The sequence below is a fragment of the Pectobacterium sp. F1-1 genome (assembly GCF_025643735.1).
Lineage (GTDB): Bacteria > Pseudomonadota > Gammaproteobacteria > Enterobacterales > Enterobacteriaceae > Pectobacterium > Pectobacterium colocasium.
In genome coordinates, this window is sequence record NZ_CP104733.1 from 1,591,022 (window position 1) to 1,607,748 (window position 16,727).

The window sequence follows — 16,727 nt, forward strand, 5'->3', positions numbered from 1 at the left end:
CCCCTAGGATGCCCAATAGGCACCAAAGCCTGATGCACCGACAATCAGGATGGCTCCGATAATGACGTTGCGCATGTCATGCAAACTTTTACCATCAAACAGCACCTTGTAACCCACCCACATGGTTGCCAGCGTGATCGTGACGGCGGCCAGCCCGAGCAAGCCGGAGGACGTATTACTGAGTGTATCGTTGGCTTTATTAAACCCGCTCCCTGCTGCCAGCGTTTGGGTTGATATCAACAGGGAAGAAAACGCAGGCCAGTATTTACGTTTTTGCATCGTCATTGCTCCTCATTAATTATAGGTAGGGATACATCGCCGCGAATGATGGCGTCGGGATAGTGCAGGGAGGTCGAAATCGGTGTGGTTTTATCGGTAAGCTCACCGCGTATGACGGTGGGCGGGTAATGAATCTCTGAAGTGGATTGGCTGGTGGTACTGCGCTTGAGATCTTCCCGCGTAGACGGGACCACATAGCCAATACGCTGGATATAACTGGTTTGGTTAAAGGCGGATTCTGGCTGCTGACCCGTATCGAAATTGCCGGAATAGTAACAACTGAGTGCTCTTTTCAGCGTGCCGCCTCGCTGGTAGCAGTCGGTGAGAATGCGCTCAAAAACGGACAGATTGGTGCAGGGGTCTAACAAGTCATGTGCTGTTACGCCGTAATGGCGAAAGTTGGTACTGGTGATTTGCATCAGCCCGACCGAATAGCGGCGGCCTTTTGCGACTACCTGCTTGATGATGTTGATGGCAGCTTGCTTGCTGGTGGGCTGATGAGAAATGACACCTGCGCTGCCGGGCGCTCTTTCTTCCTTTGGCACAATTTCAGCGACGGCATAAGGATTAAAGTTGGATTCCACCTTTGCCACATCAAACGCGGTGGAGGGGTAAATAGTGGCGGCACACTGCATGGCCGCCATCAGAAAGGCCGTTGGTGAAAGCATGGTTGCCTCGGTAAAAAGTCGAACCACACGTAGCTATCAGATAGTCGGTGGCAAAGAAAATGAGAGGAGAGTGTTAATCGTGCAGGGGGGCTTGCGGTATGTCGCTATCGTCTTTCGGCTCAAGGAGCACTAGCTTACCGGAGACAGCAATACCGGGTGTCAGTACGATGTTCAATCCAGGTTTGCCGTTATGAGCGAACGCCACGCCGACTTTTGTCCAGTACGTGTTCTTTTCTCTGCTGGCATCGGGTTGGCTTTCCTGCGTGACAAACACGTGATAGGTAGGTTTTCTCATGCTATTTCCTTTAATAAAAAGTCATGGTGAATTAACTCAATCGATCACATCCCGATTCTGCATTCCGGTTTCAACGGGTCAGCGAGAACATTCAGCGGCACCCTGAATTGTGGTTGTGTGATAGCCCGATTCGCATTGTTAAAGAGCAATACCCGCCCCGGACGAATAAACGTCCATAAAGCTCGCCAGTGGAAGGTGACGCGATTAGCGTGCGATATCAGCGTTAGGATGAGAATGAGAAAATCAAAAAGGGAATAAGAGAGAAAATATATAGTGTGATAATTATTTAGTGGTGATGTATAGCTTGGATTTGCGGTGGCATTTTGGGGCTCAGAGGCATAATTAATCTGACAGCAACTATGTGCCAACAGTGGACTTTGCTAAGTTCACAATGCATTAGTTATTGAGGAGTAGGTCGGAAAAACATAAGTTATTTTGATAATTTATCTTGACAACAGAATAAGCTTGGACTGAATTTAATCTGATTTAGCTTTAAATTTCCTAGTTTAATCACGAATGACTAAGAACGGATTGCCCCCTGAGAGCCCCTGTCATAAATAATGCGTTCTGCAAAAAAGGTGAATCTTCCGGTTCACTTTATTTTTAACCGGCATAAATCCAGCCGGGTGACGGCGTTACGTCAGAACGCCGCACTGCTCAGAGCAAAACATAAGGAGTAATATGAATCAGAGTAAAATAAACGTCTGGGATGAAAGACGAGGTTCCAATAATCATCGCGAGGAAGAGATCCGAACTGAAGCTCAGCGCGACCTTTCTCGGTTGATCCACTCGTCTCCTTTCCGACGTTTGCAATCCAAAACGCAGGTTCTTGGTCTGGGAGAAAGTGACTTTTACCGTACACGACTGACCCACTCAATGGAAGTTGCACAAATCGGTTCAGGTCTTCTTGCTAAGCTGAAAATCAAATATAAAGGTAAAGATGAAGAGCGATTTTTACCAGATAACGATCTGATGCAGGCAATATGCCTCGCGCATGATATTGGTCACCCCCCATTTGGTCATGGTGGTGAGGTAGCTCTTAACTACTGTATGTTGAATTACGGTGGTTTTGAAGGAAATGGTCAGACGCTGCGCATTCTCTCGAAACTAGGCTGTGTCCCTTAACTTAACAGTCGTTTCAAAAATAACCGGATCGCCCCCAGTTTAAGCATACTCAGATAATTTCTTGCTGTTTTTTCTGAGCGTGTAGCGATGCGACGATTTTCCTTTAATCCCGCAAAGCAGCGCTCCACAACATTGCGTTTTTTGTACAACCGGCTATTGAGTTTTCTGCGTCTATCCTGACTGGCTTTCTCATTCCGTTCAAAAGGGATGACTGACTTTATTCCCTTAACCTTCAAATAAATACGAAGACTTTTCCCTGAGTATCCCTTATCCGCCAGTACAGCTTTTGGACGCGATTTCAGGCACCCACTTTTACGAATAACACCAACTCGGTTGAGCAGGTCTTTTGCATACTGGCTTTCGTGGGCTTGCCCACCGCTCAGACAGAAACTTAATGGCAATCCGGTGCCATCTGTCGCCAGATGGATCTTGGTGCCAAAGCCGCCGCGAGAGCGACCCAGCCCATGATCGTCGAGTTCATCGGGATGTTTTTTTTAGCTCCTGCAGCGGCTTTCAGGGCTCGAATATTGCTGCCATCAAGCGCGATGACATCCCAGTCAATCAGTGATTTTTCATCCAGAATTTGACGTAGCTTATTGAAAAGGCTGTTCATTATTCCGGTTTTTGACCACCGGTTAAAGCGGTTATAAATCGTTTTCCAGTGACCATAGCGTTCGGGTAAATCCCTCCACGGCGCTCCAGAACAAAGAACCCAAAATATTCCATTCATGACATGCCTGTGCGCAAGATAAGGCCGCCCCCTTTAGCAGAACCTCTCTCAGGTGGCAGCATCGGTGCAATCAGAAACCATGCATCATCAGGGAAATCGTAACGAGCCAAATTGAAGGACTTTTTGTGGTTAAACTATGCTTCGTATTGTACAAAAAATAGTTACGGGACACAGCCTAGATAAGTACACTAAGGAACACGGCCTCGATCCTACCCGCAGACTTCTGCTGGGTGTACTGAAATATCCGGTTAATTACTCAGCCCTAATGGTTAAAAAAGTCAGTAGTCAGGCTCCTGCCGGAGGGCCAAACTGGCTCTTTAAATCATCTGATTTTAAACCTCCAAAATGCTACCTGGATTCGGAGATAGACATCGTAGAATTTGCTCTCTCACCATTTACTGAACAGGATCTGAAGCTGTTTACTTCCGTTAAACTTGGTAAAACCGAATCCGATCATAAAAAAGCTTCTTATAAAGCGCTCGATACCACCATCATGGATCTTGCCGACGAAATTTCGTATTCGCTGCATGATTTGGAGGACGCGATTTCTCTCAGAATGGTGACTCGAGAGATGTGGATAGAGCATTTCAGCGGACATGCAAACCTATTTACTGACTGCCACGGTATTACATTCTCCGGAACATGCGAATCTGTTGCGGACAGCCTATTTGGTGAAAGTTACAGGAGAAAAGAGTGCATTGGCATGCTAGTTCACCTGATGATCACAAGCGTTGAACTCAATGTAAAGGGTGCAGAATTCGAATGCGGTATGCTCAAATATAATGCGGTGCTTCCGGAAGCAGTCGAAGCATTGCGGTTGAAAATTTTCATGCTGGTCAAGGACAAAGTGATTAAGCATGAAAATGTACAATTGCTTGAATTCAAAGGACAAAAATTGATTGTCGAATTGTTTAGTGTGCTGGCTAGCGATCCGTGTCGGTTTTTACCTGCCTCGACGAGGAAAGTTTATGAGCGGCAGATTAGCTTAAGCCAGCAGGCAGGTATGAGAGTCATTTGCGATTATGTTTCCGGGATGACGGATGACTATGCGACCAAGCTTTATGAGAAAATCCTTATTCCACGTAAAGGGTCTATTTTTGACCATCTCTGATGTGCCGAGAATGATGCCTTGAGCTCGATTTGCGAATCAACAGCAACCAAGGCATCTGTCAAGGGGATGTCCAAATCACTTCGTTCTCAATTTGTTCGTGTAGCATCAGCAAACGTCCTCATCTGGGCGTTGAGCGCCAGTAATCCCGACAACGCCCATTTTCTGCAAAGCAAGTAATAATCAATGTGGAGCAGATCAGCGATCTTGTTGAATCAAAAAAATAATTCAGGAAAATGAATAGCCTGTGAACTACATTAATATGTTTGAATAATAGAGCCGCTCAGCGGCTCTATTATTTAGCTGCCTGATCGGCATTTCCGGCACCAACTCTGGTTTGTAGCACCCGTGGGAATTGTTCTTAACCCAAACAGAGCTGCTAATTCAGTCGAAGTACGTGCCGTCGTAACTTTGCAATTAGGGCAGGTGTGCGGAAGATTTAAAGTCCCAACCATTTTGATTTCCTTATATGTCGCCGCGTTCTCTTAGAATTTTCATAGCAATGCTTTTTTCTGTACTACTTGCTGAACCAAAGAACCCTTCAGACTTTATGATACTTTTCAAATCTTCACTGCTTTTGCTTTCAAGTCGCATCTTAGTAGCTTGCATCTCGTTAGACTTTTCTTCCAGAGCGTTAGCTGCACCTTTAGCTAACTTACCAGCGGTTTCCCAGAACCCCATATTTTCACTCCTTCGTTTGAGATATCAGTTAGCTGTTTTTATCGAAAAAACCGGCAATGTTTTCAAATAAAATTAACGAATGTGCAATTTACTGGTGCCGGTGATTTTATGGTTTAACCTGATTCACCTACTCTCTATTCATTAACATATCGTGATGCTAGTAGTGCCTTCCTTAGTTATGATAACAATTTGCGAACTTCTGTTTATCGCTCATTGCTGAATGTCAGATTTTACTATGTTCTAACACAAAACACCTTCATATCAAGTCTGAACTAATACAGATAAGTAATAATGGCGACGTTTTTTCTCAGTTTTTTAATAGTCATTATAAGCATTCTATTTATTAAAGATTATAAATATTGCGCAGAAAAATATTTCTCTGCGCAATATTCTTGCCGATTATCAGCGCTGGTGGCGCTCAAGTATGGTTTGGCATTCCGTACAGGTTGTCACGCCCGGAAGGGTTTTCCTTCGCTGCTCGGGAATGGGTTCACCGCACAAACGACAGTAATGTAATGAGGGCGTGGTTGCTGGTTTAAAACGATTCTGTTCAATCATCTCTTCCAAGCGTTGCTCATTAAATTCCTGATCGCGATCGATCTCATCTGGCATGCGATGTCCTCCTGTTCAGTGCTTCTTTCTCACAAAGGGTGATACGGTTCCAGACGGCGGTCAGGGAAGGCCCTTTTTTCCCAGAAGATAAGGATTCAGTAACCTGTATCATTGCTTCCAGCGCGTCAGGTGTATCAAGGTTTTCAGTGCGTTTCTTTTGCCATGACAGCCAAATTTCTGCATCGACGACTTCATCTGGGATAGGCGTTCGGCCATAAGGGATGGTGACACCCAGCAACCTGCGGCGAGTGCAGACCTCATTCGAGGTGAGGCCAAAAAAATGATTCAGGAGTGCAATAGATCCCCCCAATCTGATGGCCCGATTAATCTGCTGCTGGCGTTGCGCTTCCTGATGGGACAGCGTCAGGATCCGTTGTAGAGCGTCGTGACGAACTGTGATCGACATAAACTGTGCGGATGCCCGGCTGACAATAAATAGTTCGTCGAGGGATAGCTGATTGAGCGCATTCAATTCGTCGAATGTGAATCCTAACGTTTCACAATAACGAAAATTGCCTTCCTTAAGCGCGGCAAGGGCGTTTGTTAACACCGCGTAATTCAGTGAGGGGAACATAATGCTGTATCTCCTCTTAGCGCGTTAAGCGGTTAGCTAATTTGAGGTTAATCCAGTCGTCAATTTCAGATTCCAGCCAAGCTACGCTGGCAGGTCCAATCTTTATTGAAGAGGGAAAGGTGCCTTCTTTCATGTACAGGTAGATTTGCGAGCGTTTCAGACCGGTTTTTACTTCCACTTGTTTCAGACGTAATAACTGATGAGCTGTCATAAATACCTCCAGTGCAGAAATGGGATATGCCCGGAGATAACAAAAAAACACAGCTAGGAAAGGAGTGAAAGTTGATGAGCCCGTATTACGGACACCACAATCCTTAATACGGGTTTTTAGATTGAAGCGTGTAATGTCATTTTAATTAGGGGCCTAAACGGACGTCGGTGAACCACGTTCAAGCGCCGTCTTTAACGTATCGCCGCTGAATCGGTCGGTCATGCCTTCGTCTGATGCCCATTGTTCAAAGATGGACAGAAGCTTATAAGGTTGCCTGATTAATGGGCTGATAGCTTCATTGTTTTTACAGGCAAGCCAGAACAATCTGGATAACGGCGTAGATATACGTGTTGAGGAGGGAGGAGAAGTATCATTTTTGGCAGGCATGTTAATTAATTTCTCAAGTTCGGCATGTTTGATGACAAAACAGGCATCCTTTGGCAAATCATGAATCGGAAAATATTCTCTATGGCTATACTGCCTTGTTTTCTGGTATGGGATTTTTTCAGTAATATGTGATGCGATATTTTTAGGAAGCCTCATGATTTGCTGTTTTATCCTTTCGCGATACCTGATTTTCTCAAATATTTGAAAGTGATCGTCGCCGATATTGACAGTAAGACCATAGTTAACGTGATTTTCTCCGATTACAGGTAGTGGAATACCCAGAGATCTCGCTAATAAACGTTGAACCAGTACACATTCATAGCCGATAAGCGTTGTATCAATCACTTGTTGAGTGGGGTAAGTATATTTCCCCTCGGTGGTGACGATTAAATTTCTGTTATTGATGAAACAGTTTTTTTCGAGAATGCATAGCTGATTAATCAAATGATTGCCTATAGGCTTAAGTTTTGCCTTAGAATTTGATGTTTTGATTCTTCGTAAGATGACTGGAGATTGGAAGTAGATCGAAAGGTTGATGTCACCATATAAGGCATGGCGATAAATATCAGCTTCTGTTAACGGTGAGTTTCTTATCTGAGTCGCTATCACTATGGCTTCTGGTATCGTAATCCAGTTAAATGCATCACTTTTGGTATTGAACATCCTATTTTTCATTATCATGATTCATCTCCTTTATATGAAAATGATATATGCATAGGTGGCTAACGTTTCCTTATGCAGCCATGACGTATAGATAGGATTCTAAAAATGAGGAATAGGATTAGTGAGGGGTTGTTGTTATAACGATGATGTTATTAATTGCTTTTCGCTGGCCGTCACAAAAATGTTCGAACTCGGACACTATTACCAGAAGGGCTAACTTCCTCATATCATTTTTTATGCAACGCGTTGCCGATTTTATTCAGATCAACACAGTCAAAGCTCTGTATCAACAAAGAAGGGACATACCCTGAATTAGGCATATCAATTGGTTCGAGGTAATTAACGAACCAATTGATGATGTGACACGGTTGAATCGAGTGGAAACCAGAATGTTATTCCCTGATGGTTGGCGCTTAAACCAGCAAATGATCTAATTGTTTTTATGACGAATTTCTCGCGGAATGCGCTGCCCTTGTGAATCGAAATAGCGATTCGGCCAGATGTCACTTGCTGGTATGCCCAGTGCGTTGGCGATCAGTCGTTCACCTTTCGGCCAGGGGCGGTTTAGTGCATTTGCGAGCGTTGATGAACTAAGGCCTGCCTCACGTGATACGGCTGCTAACGTTGTCTTACGTTTACGCAGAGCTGCAATGATATCGGCAGGATGCCAGTCCATTCGTTGTTCCTGTTGTTCAATGTTCATACGTCCTCCTCTTGGATTGAAACTTTACTTCTTCCAGTAAACTATATCTTTATTGTGGGTGAAAAAACAATCAAAAATAAAGATAAAATTTATTTAGGGGAGAAATGCTTTAAGAAGGGCTTAGTGAGAGAAGCGATAATCAATCTATGTTGATCAGTACCGTGGATAACACCGTGATTGGTAAGCGATTAAGACTAAATAACTTCGCCTAATACCGCTCCACTTTAGCCAGACCATGCTGATTGCCGGGGAACGGTGAAGCGGCATTCATAAATAGTTTTACCTGCTCCAGTAACTGCCACATATACCGGCACTGATGGTTACGCGTTATCGTTTCGTGTAACGACAACCACAGCAACTCGATTGGATTTAGCCACGGCGAATACGTGGGCAGGAACAACAACCGGAACTTCGTATTTTTTCCCAGCCACTTTTTCACCTTGTGGCTTTTATGAATGATGTAATTATCAACGACCAGCGTAATGGTTTTCGCTCGCCGATATGTCCGCCGTAATGTCTCTAACAGCTTGATAAATAAATCAGAACACTTTTTACTGCCGCCAACGTAATGGACTCGTCCCGTATCCGAATGCAGTGCCCCTGCCAGATAATACTTTTGGTTCTGTCCCGGCGTAGTAATACGTTTCTGTTGCCCTTTGAGCATCCAGTCTGCACCGATTTTCGGGTTCAGGTCGATATCTACTTCATCCTGATAAAACACGGGATGCTCCGTTTGTTTCCGAGAGACCGCCTGTTCGATGGCGAGTCGCTTTTCCTCATAATCTGGGTCTTTGATTTTCAGTGTTGGCGCAGCTCTGCGCCAGACAATGCCCGCTCGTCTCAGATAGCGATGTAACGTGGAAGGATGAAGCGTCACGTTAAAAAGCCGGTTAATGATAAGTGCCAACAACTCGGTACTCCAGCGGGAGCGCAGCCAGCCAAAATCCTGAGGAGAGCGTTTAATAAGAAGCGGTAGCATATGCAGGATATCAGCGACTGGCCAGCGCGGTGCTCGTCCGGCTTTGAGGCTCTTTAGACCTTCAACACCATGTAAAGTAAACCAATTTATCCATCGTCCAACGGATGAGCGGGCAGCACAGAGCAGTCTTGCAACGTCGGTGACAGTCATTCCCCGATGCAGCATCAGTATGGCGATGAGTCGTCTGGAGTAATTTTTATCATGTGTCTGTTGGGCTTCTTTACGCATTAGTCGTCGTTCTTCATCAGGGATTGCTGCTATGATCGGCATCGCTCAGTCCGGTTGGTGATTTGTGATGTTTGGCGATTGATCAGATCGCATAACTCGGACTGAGTTCCCTTCAAGTGATCTACTATTTGGCAAAGTTATTTAGCCCGAGTGAACAAGGGATTAAAGCAGATAGAGCTCGGTTGCCTCGCTGGTTTGGATGAGGAAACGGCAAGCTCTCGTGTGAGCCAATACGAAAGGGAAGTCAGTGCGCCAGATTTTGGGCTGGTTTCTCGGTTTGCTACAGTGCTGGATGTTCCTGAAGCGTATTTCTATGCTGTTGATGACGATCTCGCCACCTTGATCTTACAGTATCACCGTTTCAAGAAAGCCAATCCAAACTCCACGCTGCTCATCACACCTCAGTAAGGTTGATGCCCTAATGCGTCATGGTGTTCAATCTTTGTGCGTTTACCCTTCTAAATTTAATTATTCCTACTCTCAATAAATTAAACCTTCATTTTTGAGTTTAAAATAACCAAAAATAAATTTTAAATTTACTGGATAAAGAACCACTTCAAGAGCGGCATGGCGGGAACGGCGATAATCGGCTTATGTTAATCTGCGAAGCAGGTAATGCCGTGATTGGTAAACGATTAAGATTGGCCCGGGTGAATGCAGGATTAAAACAGGTCGAGCTCGGTTGTCTCGCTGGGCTGGATGAAGAGACGTCGAGTTCCCGCGTAAGCCAATATGAAAGGGAAGTCAGTTCGCCGGATTTTGGTCTGGTTTGCCGATTTGCGGCGGTGCTAGATGTGCCGGAAGCCTATTTTTATGCTGTCGATGAGGATCTCGCTACGCTAATCTTGCAGTACCATCGTTATAAGAAAAGTAACCCTAATTCTACGTTGTTGATTACCCCGCAATAGACCTTCATTCATGTATCCGGCCTGAGTAATTTTCTGACATTTCTGGATTTTTTATGAAATGCTGAGGGGAAGATTTCTCACAGTCTGAAAAGCAGATCCTGTTATCAGGATCTGCTCTTAGGAGCGTTATCGATCAGGCCGCTCCAGCCGTCTTATGTTGTTGAGCATAAATGTATGGCGCAACATATTCTTCCCGGTTGGTATCCAGATAATCCGACCACCATTGCATCATCGCTTTACGGGCATCAAGATATTCTGCTTTATGGATGTAAGCTGCTCGGACGCTATTACGTTCTTGATGGCTCATCTGCCGTTCAACCGCATCCTGCGCCCACAGTCCAGATTCCATCAGCGCACTACAGGCCATTGCTCGGAATCCGTGACCGCAGATTTCATCTTTTGTGTCATAACCCATCACACGCAAAGCCTTGTTGACCGTGTTTTCGCACATTGGCTTATACCGATTATGATCACCGGGAAATATTAGTTCCTGATGCCCGGAAATTTCCCGTATCTGTTTCAGAATAGTGATGGACTGACGGGAGAGGGGAACGATATGCGGCGTGCGCATTTTCGCCCCACGCCCAGAGTAGCGGACACCGGGGATGGCTTCGCGGGTGGCTGGAATGGTCCAGATTTTGTTTCTGAAATCGATCTCAGACCAGCGGGCAAAACGCAGTTCGCTGGAACGGATGAACAGGTGCAGGGTGAGTGAGACTGCCAAGCGGGTTAATTCTCGTCCCTGCTTGTAGTCCTCAATGCTAGCCAACAGCTCCGGCAGTCGTTCCAGTGGAAGGGCAGGGTAGTGGCGCTTAACGGGAGGGGCGATTATCCCGTCCAGATTTGCCGCCGGGTTGTGCTCTATCAACTCCTGATGCACGGCATGACGCATGATGTTGCACATATGCTGCCGGGTACGGGCAGCCACTTCCAGCAGACCTTTTTTCTCAATCCCTTTCAGCAGGTCGATGAAGTGGCGGGTTTTCAGTTCTGTGACTGGCAGGTGTCCAATCACAGGAAAGATATGATTGTTCATACTGGCGAGCAGACGGGCGGCATGGTTCTCTGACCACGATCTGTTGCTTTTATGCCAGCTCAATGCCACGGTCTTGAAACTCTTTGCTGGAGAACGTGCTGCCTTTTCAGCGGCACGTTGCTGTGCCGGATTGATATTTTGCGCCAGCAGTTTGCGGAGTTCGTCACGTTTCTGGCGTGCTTCTGACAGACTGATTAACGGATAAGCACCCAACGCTATGCGAGTCTCTTTGCCAAAAAAATAGTATCTGAAGTACCAGAGACGCGAACCAGTAGGTTTAACGTGAAGATACAGGCCGTGCGAATCGGATAGTTTTATGGGGGTAGCAGGTGGTTTTAAGTTGCGGATTTTAGTGTCGTTAAGAGACATATGCGGGTCACTCCATTATCGAACCGGAAAGACCCCAAATCTGACCACCAAATTCTCCCGATGCGGAGGGAAAACTGAAAATGCATCGGGAAGACTTTTCACGCTAACCCATTGAATCCGAAACACATAAGGATTCGCAAAGCGGCATGAAAACAAGAATTTGGCTCCTCTGACTGGACTCGAACCAGTGACATACGGATTAACAGTCCGCCGTTCTACCGACTGAACTACAGAGGAATCGTGTGAACGGGGCGCATAATAACGGCGTGTGCCGCGCATGTCAAAGGCGTAAACCACAAAACTGCACTGTTCGGTGAGAGAATGTGCAATCTGCCGATATTTTTGGCAAATACCGGCATTTTATTGTGTTCTGGCAGTGTTAGAGTGTATTCACCGGTGCTTTTTGTTTTTCGGAAAAGGCATATAACGGTCCTTTTCCCGACAGCGTGAATAGGGATACCGCCGTGAAAGAGAGGGCGACGCCGCCTAAAATCAGGTAAGTGCCATGAAAACCGATGCTGTCATACATATTGCCAGCAAAGATCGACATGAAAATAATCGATACCTGTTTAAAGAAGCAGAAGCACACCAGATAAATCGTCGCGGAAAAGCGGACTTCAAAGACGGTGGTGATGTATTTGAAGCAACCAACAATCAGGAATGGCACCTCAAACATGTGCAGCGTTTTCAGCACAATCACTTCCAGTACGGAACTGGCAAAGGCAGAGCCAATGATTCGTACGGACATAATCGTCCCGGCGATGAGTAGGGCGTTTTTGCCGCCTATGCGGTTCACAATCAGCGGCGCAAAAAACATGATCGTGGCATTGAGCAATTCACCCAGCGTGGTGACATAGCCAAATACTCTCGTCCCTTCCTGCCGGGTCTCGAAAAACGAGGTGAAGAAGTTGGCAAACTGCTGATCGAAGACATCATAGGTGCACGACACGCCGACGACATAGAGGGTCAGGAACCAGATCTTGCGTTCTTTTAACAGCTCGGCCGCCATTTTCAGGCTAAAGGGTTTCTGATTGGAGCCAACCTGATCGGCAACGATAGCGCTGGAAGAGACCTCCGGCTTCGCCAACAGCAGCAGGATGACCAGGATGACGGCACAAGCGGAACCAAGCCAGAAAACAAATTGGTTATTGATGGTAAACATAATCCCGACGATAGAGGCGCAGAGCGCCCAACCGAGGCAGCCGAACAGGCGTGCTCGGCCAAATTCAAACTGGCTGCGGCGGCTGACTTTTTCAATATAGGCTTCAATAGCCGGTGCGCCGCCGTTGTTGATAAATCCCAGATAAATTCCGCCGACGATAGAACCTAACACGATATTGTATTTCAGTAATGGGCCAAAAACATAAATAAAGAACGGAGCAAAAAACACAAGCATGATGGTAATAATCCATAGCAGGTGTTTTCTCAATCCTAATTTATCGGATAGCAAGCCAAATATAGGTTGAAATAACAGGGCAAAAAAGGAAATGCAGGCGAAGATAATTCCCGTATCACTTTTACTTATTTGGTTGATATCGTGAAGCCAAATAGGGAAGAACGGAAAGTAAGCCCCCATTATGAAGAAGTAGAAAAAGAAAAACAGGCCGAATATCCAGAAATTTTTATTATGTAGGTAGTACATGATGCTTTCTCCGATAGGCATTATACCTGTCATACTTCAAGCCATATGTATGCTGGCTTCTCTCACTCATCCCAGTTACTTACTGATGTAAGCGCCTGAGAACGCGTTCGATTGCAGCCCGCATGCAACCTGGATTATTTAGGGTATATATCCGCGCTCTTTCGTTGTTTTTTAATACTGCTTTTTCATATCAATACGGTTGGTGATGTTGAAGAGCGACGCGATAGTGATAATGTGTCGCCGTGAGTAAGTCATCGCGATGAACGCTGGGGCTCCAGGAATCATCGCCGCCAATTCCCATATGGAAGCCATCCAGATTGAGCCAAACACCCTTTTCCTTTTCTAATAAATGATGGTGAGTACATGTCATTAACTGGGTTAACCCATAGCGGCTTAATCCAAAGTGGAAATGTCCAGTGATTGTCCATTTGCCGTATGTCAGCGTACGAGTGTTGCAGCGCAGCCCGTTTTCTGATGGGAAAATGTAGGGCGTATGAAGATCATCCAGCGGCAGACTCCAGTGTCCATGCTGTGCAGCCAACTGTCTGTCTGGGTAATTCTCATGTGGCCCAAGCCCGACCCAACTGACCTGAGGTGCTACGTCGGCTAACTGGCAGCTCAATCCCACTCTGGCTAATGACGGCAGCACGGTGGCGACATCAACGTCGACATCAACGGTCACGATGCCGTGAGCATCAATCTGCCAGCGTTTTTTACTCTGTAGCAGGATCTGTCCGGCATGGCGGAATACGTGCTCGGTGACAATGTGCACAGCGTCGGCGAGTTGGTCAGCCTGAATGGCGACACACTGCGTCTGTAATTGATAAAGCCCGGCGGACTTCCAGCGTTCGGCCCAGGCGCGAGGGTCGATGCGATCCACCTCGCTGATACCGATGTCGTTATCCAGCGGTGCTCGGACAAACTGATCTTGCAACGGGGTTAACAGCGCTGGCGTGTCGGCTGTCCACCACTGTTCCAGCCAGCCGCTCTGACGGTTAAAGCGCCAGTGTTGTTCGCCCTGAACGATATCGAAGTACGCATCGGACGATCGCAGAACGGGAGGTTTCTTCTGCCCGAAACAGGAGGTATTGGGAAGATGAAGTGGTGCAGGAAGCTGCCATTGATCCCAGGCGCAGCGGTGGTTTGCCTCTGACCAGGCGGTGGCTTTGGGCTGTACGACTTCAACGTTGAGCCAAAGTTCCCCCGCCTCTTCAACAGCGGGAAGGGCTTCCAGCAGCGTGAGAGTCTCGGTGGCCTGTGGCGCGAGCGTCAGCGGCAGCGAACCTTCCGCGAGCGTTTTATTGCCCAGCGTAATGCACCAGTTCAACTGCTCATTGTCCATATGGCGGAACAGATATTCGCTGGTGACGCGCAGCTCACACGGGGATTCAACCTGCCAGGCGAATTGGATGGGCTGCTGTGCCCGTTGGGCTTCATACAGGCTGGGATGTGGCGTGCGATCGGGAAAAAGCAGGCCATCAAGGCAGAACTGGCGATCGTTAGGCGTGTCGCCAAAATCTCCGCCGTACGCCCAGTAGGTATTGCCTTGTTCGTCGCGACGGGTCAGCGCCTGATCGACCCAGTCCCAGATAAATCCGCCCTGTAACCGAGGATATTGACGGAATGCCTGCCAGTAGCGGGCAAATCCTCCCAGGCTGTTGCCCATCGCGTGCGCATATTCGCAGAGGATAAGTGGGCGATGTTCGTCCGGCATGCTGATCCATTTGGTGATCGACCATTTAGGCACGCTGGGGAAGGGCTGATCTTCATCAACGCGGGCGTACATGGGGCACACAATATCGGTTGCACGACTGTTCGCGCCGCCGCCTTCGTAATGTACGGGACGAGTCGGATCGTGGCGTTTGATCCACTGATAGAGCGCGTCATGGTTTGCGCCATAGCCGGATTCGTTCCCCAATGACCAGATAATGATGCAGGGATGGTTGCGGTCGCGCTGTACCATTCTCGATACGCGTTCGCTGTAAGCTGGCAGCCAGACAGGATCGTCAGACAGACGGTTCATTGGCTGCATGCCGTGTGTCTCAATGTTCGCTTCATCCACAACATACAGGCCGTAGCGATCGCACAATCGATACCAGAGCGGATGGTTGGGATAATGCGAGCAACGCACCGCGTTAAAATTATGCTGCTTCATCAGCATGATATCGCGCCGCATCGTGTCTTCATCCATGACCTGACCATTCTGCGGGTGATGTTCATGGCGGTTAACGCCGCGGATCAGCAGCGGTTGACCGTTCAGCAGCAGCAGACCGCCGCGGATTTCCACTTTTCTGAAACCGACATCATAGGCTTCTGCTTCGACTAGCCCGCCTTCCGATGTTTCTAATGAGATGACAGCACGATAGAGGTGCGGCAGTTCGGCGCTCCACAGGTCAGGCTGTGGTACGTCAATACGGAGCAAGGCCTTATCGTGGTAGGCTCCGCGTTCATCGACAATATCGCTGCCGAACGCCTGTCGTGTGTCGCCGATGAGTTTATTACCACGCCAAAGCTGTGCACGGACGCGGTGGCTTTTGGATTCAACGTCGGTGAGCGTTGCCCTAACTTGAACCTCCAGCGTACCGTGGTGGAAATCGGCACTCAGCGGCGTAGTCAGTTGGATATCGCTGAGGTGAACGGTCGGTTTATGTAGAAGCGTGACGTCGCGGAAAATGCCGCTCATACGCCACATGTCCTGATCTTCCAGGTAGCTGCCGTCAGACCAGCGTAACACCATGACGGCCAGCCGATTCTCTCCACTCGTCAGATAGCGACCAATATCAAACTCCGCAGGCAGGCGGCTATCCTGCGAATAGCCTACCCAATGACCGTTACACCAGAGATAAAACGCGGAGTTAACGCCATCAAAGATAATCCGGGTTTGTCCGCTGCTGAGCCAGTCATGATTGACCTTAAAAGTGAGCGAGTAACAACCGGTGGGATTGTCCTCCGGCACATAAGGCGGGTTGACCGGAATCGGGTATTTTACATTGGTATAAATCGGAGCGTCATATCCCTTTAACTGCCAATTGGAAGGAACGGGAATGGTATCGGAACCAGGTAGATCCCGCTGTAACCAGCTTTCCGGCACGGCTTCCGGGCGAGTGAAATAGCTAAATGTCCATTCGCCATTCAGGCGACGCAGCCGCTGAGAAGGTTCATCCTGCTGTGCGGCTGCCACACTGCGCCAGCTGTTAAATGGTGGATGCGCAGGAAGCCTCTGGTAGTGAGTACAGGCTGGGTTTTCCCAATCGCGTCGAGCAAGGATGTCTTGCAGCGTGGCGCTATGGCGAACTGGATACGGTAAAACGGTATCGCTCATGATGGCTTGGCTCCTGAACGTCTCGAGTCTTTCACTGTGATGGATTCCTTAAATTGTTATCCGCTCACAATTTTGTATTACTCATAAAATATCGACTCATCAAGGCGAGTAAAGTAGAACGTGACAATAAAGTGGAAGCGATCACAAAGATCGTTTGTAAGAACAATGAGAGAACATTGACTTTGGAAAGCGCGACGCAATAAATCA

Annotated in this window: 16 protein-coding genes, 1 tRNA gene and 2 pseudogenes; 4 read left to right on the forward strand and 15 right to left on the reverse strand. The window is 47.4% G+C overall.

Annotated features, from left to right (window positions below):
• Positions 1 to 3 precede the first annotated feature (3 nt).
• From NAL19_RS06940 to NAL19_RS06950, 3 genes are all read right to left on the reverse strand, one after another.
• On the reverse strand, positions 4 to 285 hold the full coding sequence (locus NAL19_RS06940; RefSeq protein WP_086002448.1) for a TrbC/VirB2 family protein: 282 nt from the start codon (positions 283 to 285) through the stop codon (positions 4 to 6).
• On the reverse strand, positions 282 to 947 hold the full coding sequence (locus NAL19_RS06945) for a lytic transglycosylase domain-containing protein (RefSeq protein WP_263059219.1): 666 nt from the start codon (positions 945 to 947) through the stop codon (positions 282 to 284). The genes NAL19_RS06940 and NAL19_RS06945 overlap by 4 nt, the downstream gene beginning before the upstream one ends.
• Positions 948 to 1,020: 73 nt before the next feature.
• Positions 1,021 to 1,242 (reverse strand): hypothetical protein, encoded by a 222-nt coding sequence (locus NAL19_RS06950; RefSeq protein WP_263059220.1) that lies wholly within the window; start codon positions 1,240 to 1,242, stop codon positions 1,021 to 1,023.
• A gap of 681 nt (positions 1,243 to 1,923) precedes the next feature.
• Here NAL19_RS06950 and dgt point away from each other — a divergent pair.
• Positions 1,924 to 2,352, forward strand: a pseudogene (gene dgt, locus NAL19_RS06955) (dGTP triphosphohydrolase); the annotation flags it as partial.
• Between the two features lie 11 nt (positions 2,353 to 2,363).
• Here dgt and NAL19_RS06960 read toward each other — a convergent pair.
• Positions 2,364 to 3,207 (reverse strand): annotated as a pseudogene (locus tag NAL19_RS06960) (IS5 family transposase).
• Positions 3,208 to 3,233: 26 nt separating this feature from the next.
• Here NAL19_RS06960 and NAL19_RS06965 point away from each other — a divergent pair.
• Positions 3,234 to 4,208 carry a dGTPase gene (locus NAL19_RS06965; RefSeq protein ID WP_263059222.1) on the forward strand — a complete coding sequence of 325 codons (975 nt, stop codon included), beginning with the start codon at positions 3,234 to 3,236 and terminating at the stop codon, positions 4,206 to 4,208.
• A 462-nt stretch (positions 4,209 to 4,670) separates the two neighbouring features.
• Here the strand turns inward: NAL19_RS06965 and NAL19_RS06970 are convergent, their stop codons facing one another.
• The 7 genes from NAL19_RS06970 to NAL19_RS07000 form a co-directional block, all read right to left on the reverse strand.
• Complete coding sequence (locus NAL19_RS06970; RefSeq protein ID WP_263059223.1) at positions 4,671 to 4,886, reverse strand: transposase; 216 nt, start codon at positions 4,884 to 4,886, stop codon at positions 4,671 to 4,673.
• A 402-nt stretch (positions 4,887 to 5,288) separates the two neighbouring features.
• Positions 5,289 to 5,498, reverse strand: coding sequence for a TraR/DksA family transcriptional regulator (locus NAL19_RS06975; protein WP_103158133.1), 210 nt, complete (start codon positions 5,496 to 5,498; stop codon positions 5,289 to 5,291).
• Positions 5,488 to 6,072 (reverse strand): DUF2857 domain-containing protein, encoded by a 585-nt coding sequence (locus NAL19_RS06980; protein WP_181847873.1) that lies wholly within the window; start codon positions 6,070 to 6,072, stop codon positions 5,488 to 5,490. Before NAL19_RS06980 ends, NAL19_RS06975 begins: the two co-directional genes overlap by 11 nt.
• 16 nt (positions 6,073 to 6,088) lie before the next feature.
• Positions 6,089 to 6,283, reverse strand: coding sequence for an AlpA family transcriptional regulator (locus tag NAL19_RS06985; RefSeq protein WP_024108950.1), 195 nt, complete (start codon positions 6,281 to 6,283; stop codon positions 6,089 to 6,091).
• A 153-nt stretch (positions 6,284 to 6,436) separates the two neighbouring features.
• Positions 6,437 to 7,351, reverse strand: a complete 915-nt coding sequence (locus NAL19_RS06990; RefSeq protein ID WP_181847874.1) for a hypothetical protein — start codon at positions 7,349 to 7,351, stop codon at positions 6,437 to 6,439.
• A gap of 412 nt (positions 7,352 to 7,763) precedes the next feature.
• On the reverse strand, positions 7,764 to 8,036 hold the full coding sequence (locus tag NAL19_RS06995) for a helix-turn-helix domain-containing protein (RefSeq protein WP_263059224.1): 273 nt from the start codon (positions 8,034 to 8,036) through the stop codon (positions 7,764 to 7,766).
• 208 nt (positions 8,037 to 8,244) lie between these two features.
• Positions 8,245 to 9,285 carry an IS630 family transposase gene (locus NAL19_RS07000; RefSeq protein ID WP_263059225.1) on the reverse strand — a complete coding sequence of 347 codons (1,041 nt, stop codon included), beginning with the start codon at positions 9,283 to 9,285 and terminating at the stop codon, positions 8,245 to 8,247.
• Between the two features lie 84 nt (positions 9,286 to 9,369).
• Here NAL19_RS07000 and NAL19_RS07005 point away from each other — a divergent pair, with 84 nt between their 5' ends.
• Positions 9,370 to 9,651, forward strand: coding sequence for a helix-turn-helix domain-containing protein (locus NAL19_RS07005; RefSeq protein ID WP_263059675.1), 282 nt, complete (start codon positions 9,370 to 9,372; stop codon positions 9,649 to 9,651).
• A 185-nt stretch (positions 9,652 to 9,836) separates the two neighbouring features.
• Positions 9,837 to 10,151 carry a helix-turn-helix domain-containing protein gene (locus tag NAL19_RS07010; protein WP_025918867.1) on the forward strand — a complete coding sequence of 105 codons (315 nt, stop codon included), beginning with the start codon at positions 9,837 to 9,839 and terminating at the stop codon, positions 10,149 to 10,151.
• A gap of 133 nt (positions 10,152 to 10,284) precedes the next feature.
• On the opposite strand, the gene NAL19_RS07015 is transcribed toward NAL19_RS07010, so the two are convergent.
• From NAL19_RS07015 to NAL19_RS07030, 4 genes are all read right to left on the reverse strand, one after another.
• On the reverse strand, positions 10,285 to 11,556 hold the full coding sequence (locus NAL19_RS07015) for a tyrosine-type recombinase/integrase (RefSeq protein WP_263059226.1): 1,272 nt from the start codon (positions 11,554 to 11,556) through the stop codon (positions 10,285 to 10,287).
• A gap of 161 nt (positions 11,557 to 11,717) precedes the next feature.
• A tRNA-Asn gene (locus NAL19_RS07020) sits at positions 11,718 to 11,793 on the reverse strand.
• A gap of 142 nt (positions 11,794 to 11,935) precedes the next feature.
• Positions 11,936 to 13,198 (reverse strand): MFS transporter, encoded by a 1,263-nt coding sequence (locus NAL19_RS07025; RefSeq protein WP_263059227.1) that lies wholly within the window; start codon positions 13,196 to 13,198, stop codon positions 11,936 to 11,938.
• 190 nt (positions 13,199 to 13,388) lie between these two features.
• Positions 13,389 to 16,520, reverse strand: a complete 3,132-nt coding sequence (locus NAL19_RS07030; protein WP_263059228.1) for a beta-galactosidase — start codon at positions 16,518 to 16,520, stop codon at positions 13,389 to 13,391.
• Positions 16,521 to 16,727 lie beyond the last annotated feature (207 nt).

Bases quoted from the DNA above. Each gene is read 5' to 3' on its own strand.
- NAL19_RS06940 (WP_086002448.1), bottom strand. From the start codon at position 285: ATGACGATGCAAAAACGTAAATACTGGCCTGCGTTTTCTTCCCTGTTG.
- NAL19_RS06945 (WP_263059219.1), bottom strand. From the start codon at position 947: ATGCTTTCACCAACGGCCTTTCTGATGGCGGCCATGCAGTGTGCCGCC.
- NAL19_RS06950 (WP_263059220.1), bottom strand. From the start codon at position 1,242: ATGAGAAAACCTACCTATCACGTGTTTGTCACGCAGGAAAGCCAACCC.
- NAL19_RS06965 (WP_263059222.1), top strand. From the start codon at position 3,234: ATGCTTCGTATTGTACAAAAAATAGTTACGGGACACAGCCTAGATAAG.
- NAL19_RS06970 (WP_263059223.1), bottom strand. From the start codon at position 4,886: ATGGGGTTCTGGGAAACCGCTGGTAAGTTAGCTAAAGGTGCAGCTAAC.
- NAL19_RS06975 (WP_103158133.1), bottom strand. From the start codon at position 5,498: ATGCCAGATGAGATCGATCGCGATCAGGAATTTAATGAGCAACGCTTG.
- NAL19_RS06980 (WP_181847873.1), bottom strand. From the start codon at position 6,072: ATGTTCCCCTCACTGAATTACGCGGTGTTAACAAACGCCCTTGCCGCG.
- NAL19_RS06985 (WP_024108950.1), bottom strand. From the start codon at position 6,283: ATGACAGCTCATCAGTTATTACGTCTGAAACAAGTGGAAGTAAAAACC.
- NAL19_RS06990 (WP_181847874.1), bottom strand. From the start codon at position 7,351: ATGATAATGAAAAATAGGATGTTCAATACCAAAAGTGATGCATTTAAC.
- NAL19_RS06995 (WP_263059224.1), bottom strand. From the start codon at position 8,036: ATGAACATTGAACAACAGGAACAACGAATGGACTGGCATCCTGCCGAT.
- NAL19_RS07000 (WP_263059225.1), bottom strand. From the start codon at position 9,285: ATGCCGATCATAGCAGCAATCCCTGATGAAGAACGACGACTAATGCGT.
- NAL19_RS07010 (WP_025918867.1), top strand. From the start codon at position 9,837: ATGTTAATCTGCGAAGCAGGTAATGCCGTGATTGGTAAACGATTAAGA.
- NAL19_RS07015 (WP_263059226.1), bottom strand. From the start codon at position 11,556: ATGTCTCTTAACGACACTAAAATCCGCAACTTAAAACCACCTGCTACC.
- NAL19_RS07025 (WP_263059227.1), bottom strand. From the start codon at position 13,198: ATGTACTACCTACATAATAAAAATTTCTGGATATTCGGCCTGTTTTTC.
- NAL19_RS07030 (WP_263059228.1), bottom strand. From the start codon at position 16,520: ATGAGCGATACCGTTTTACCGTATCCAGTTCGCCATAGCGCCACGCTG.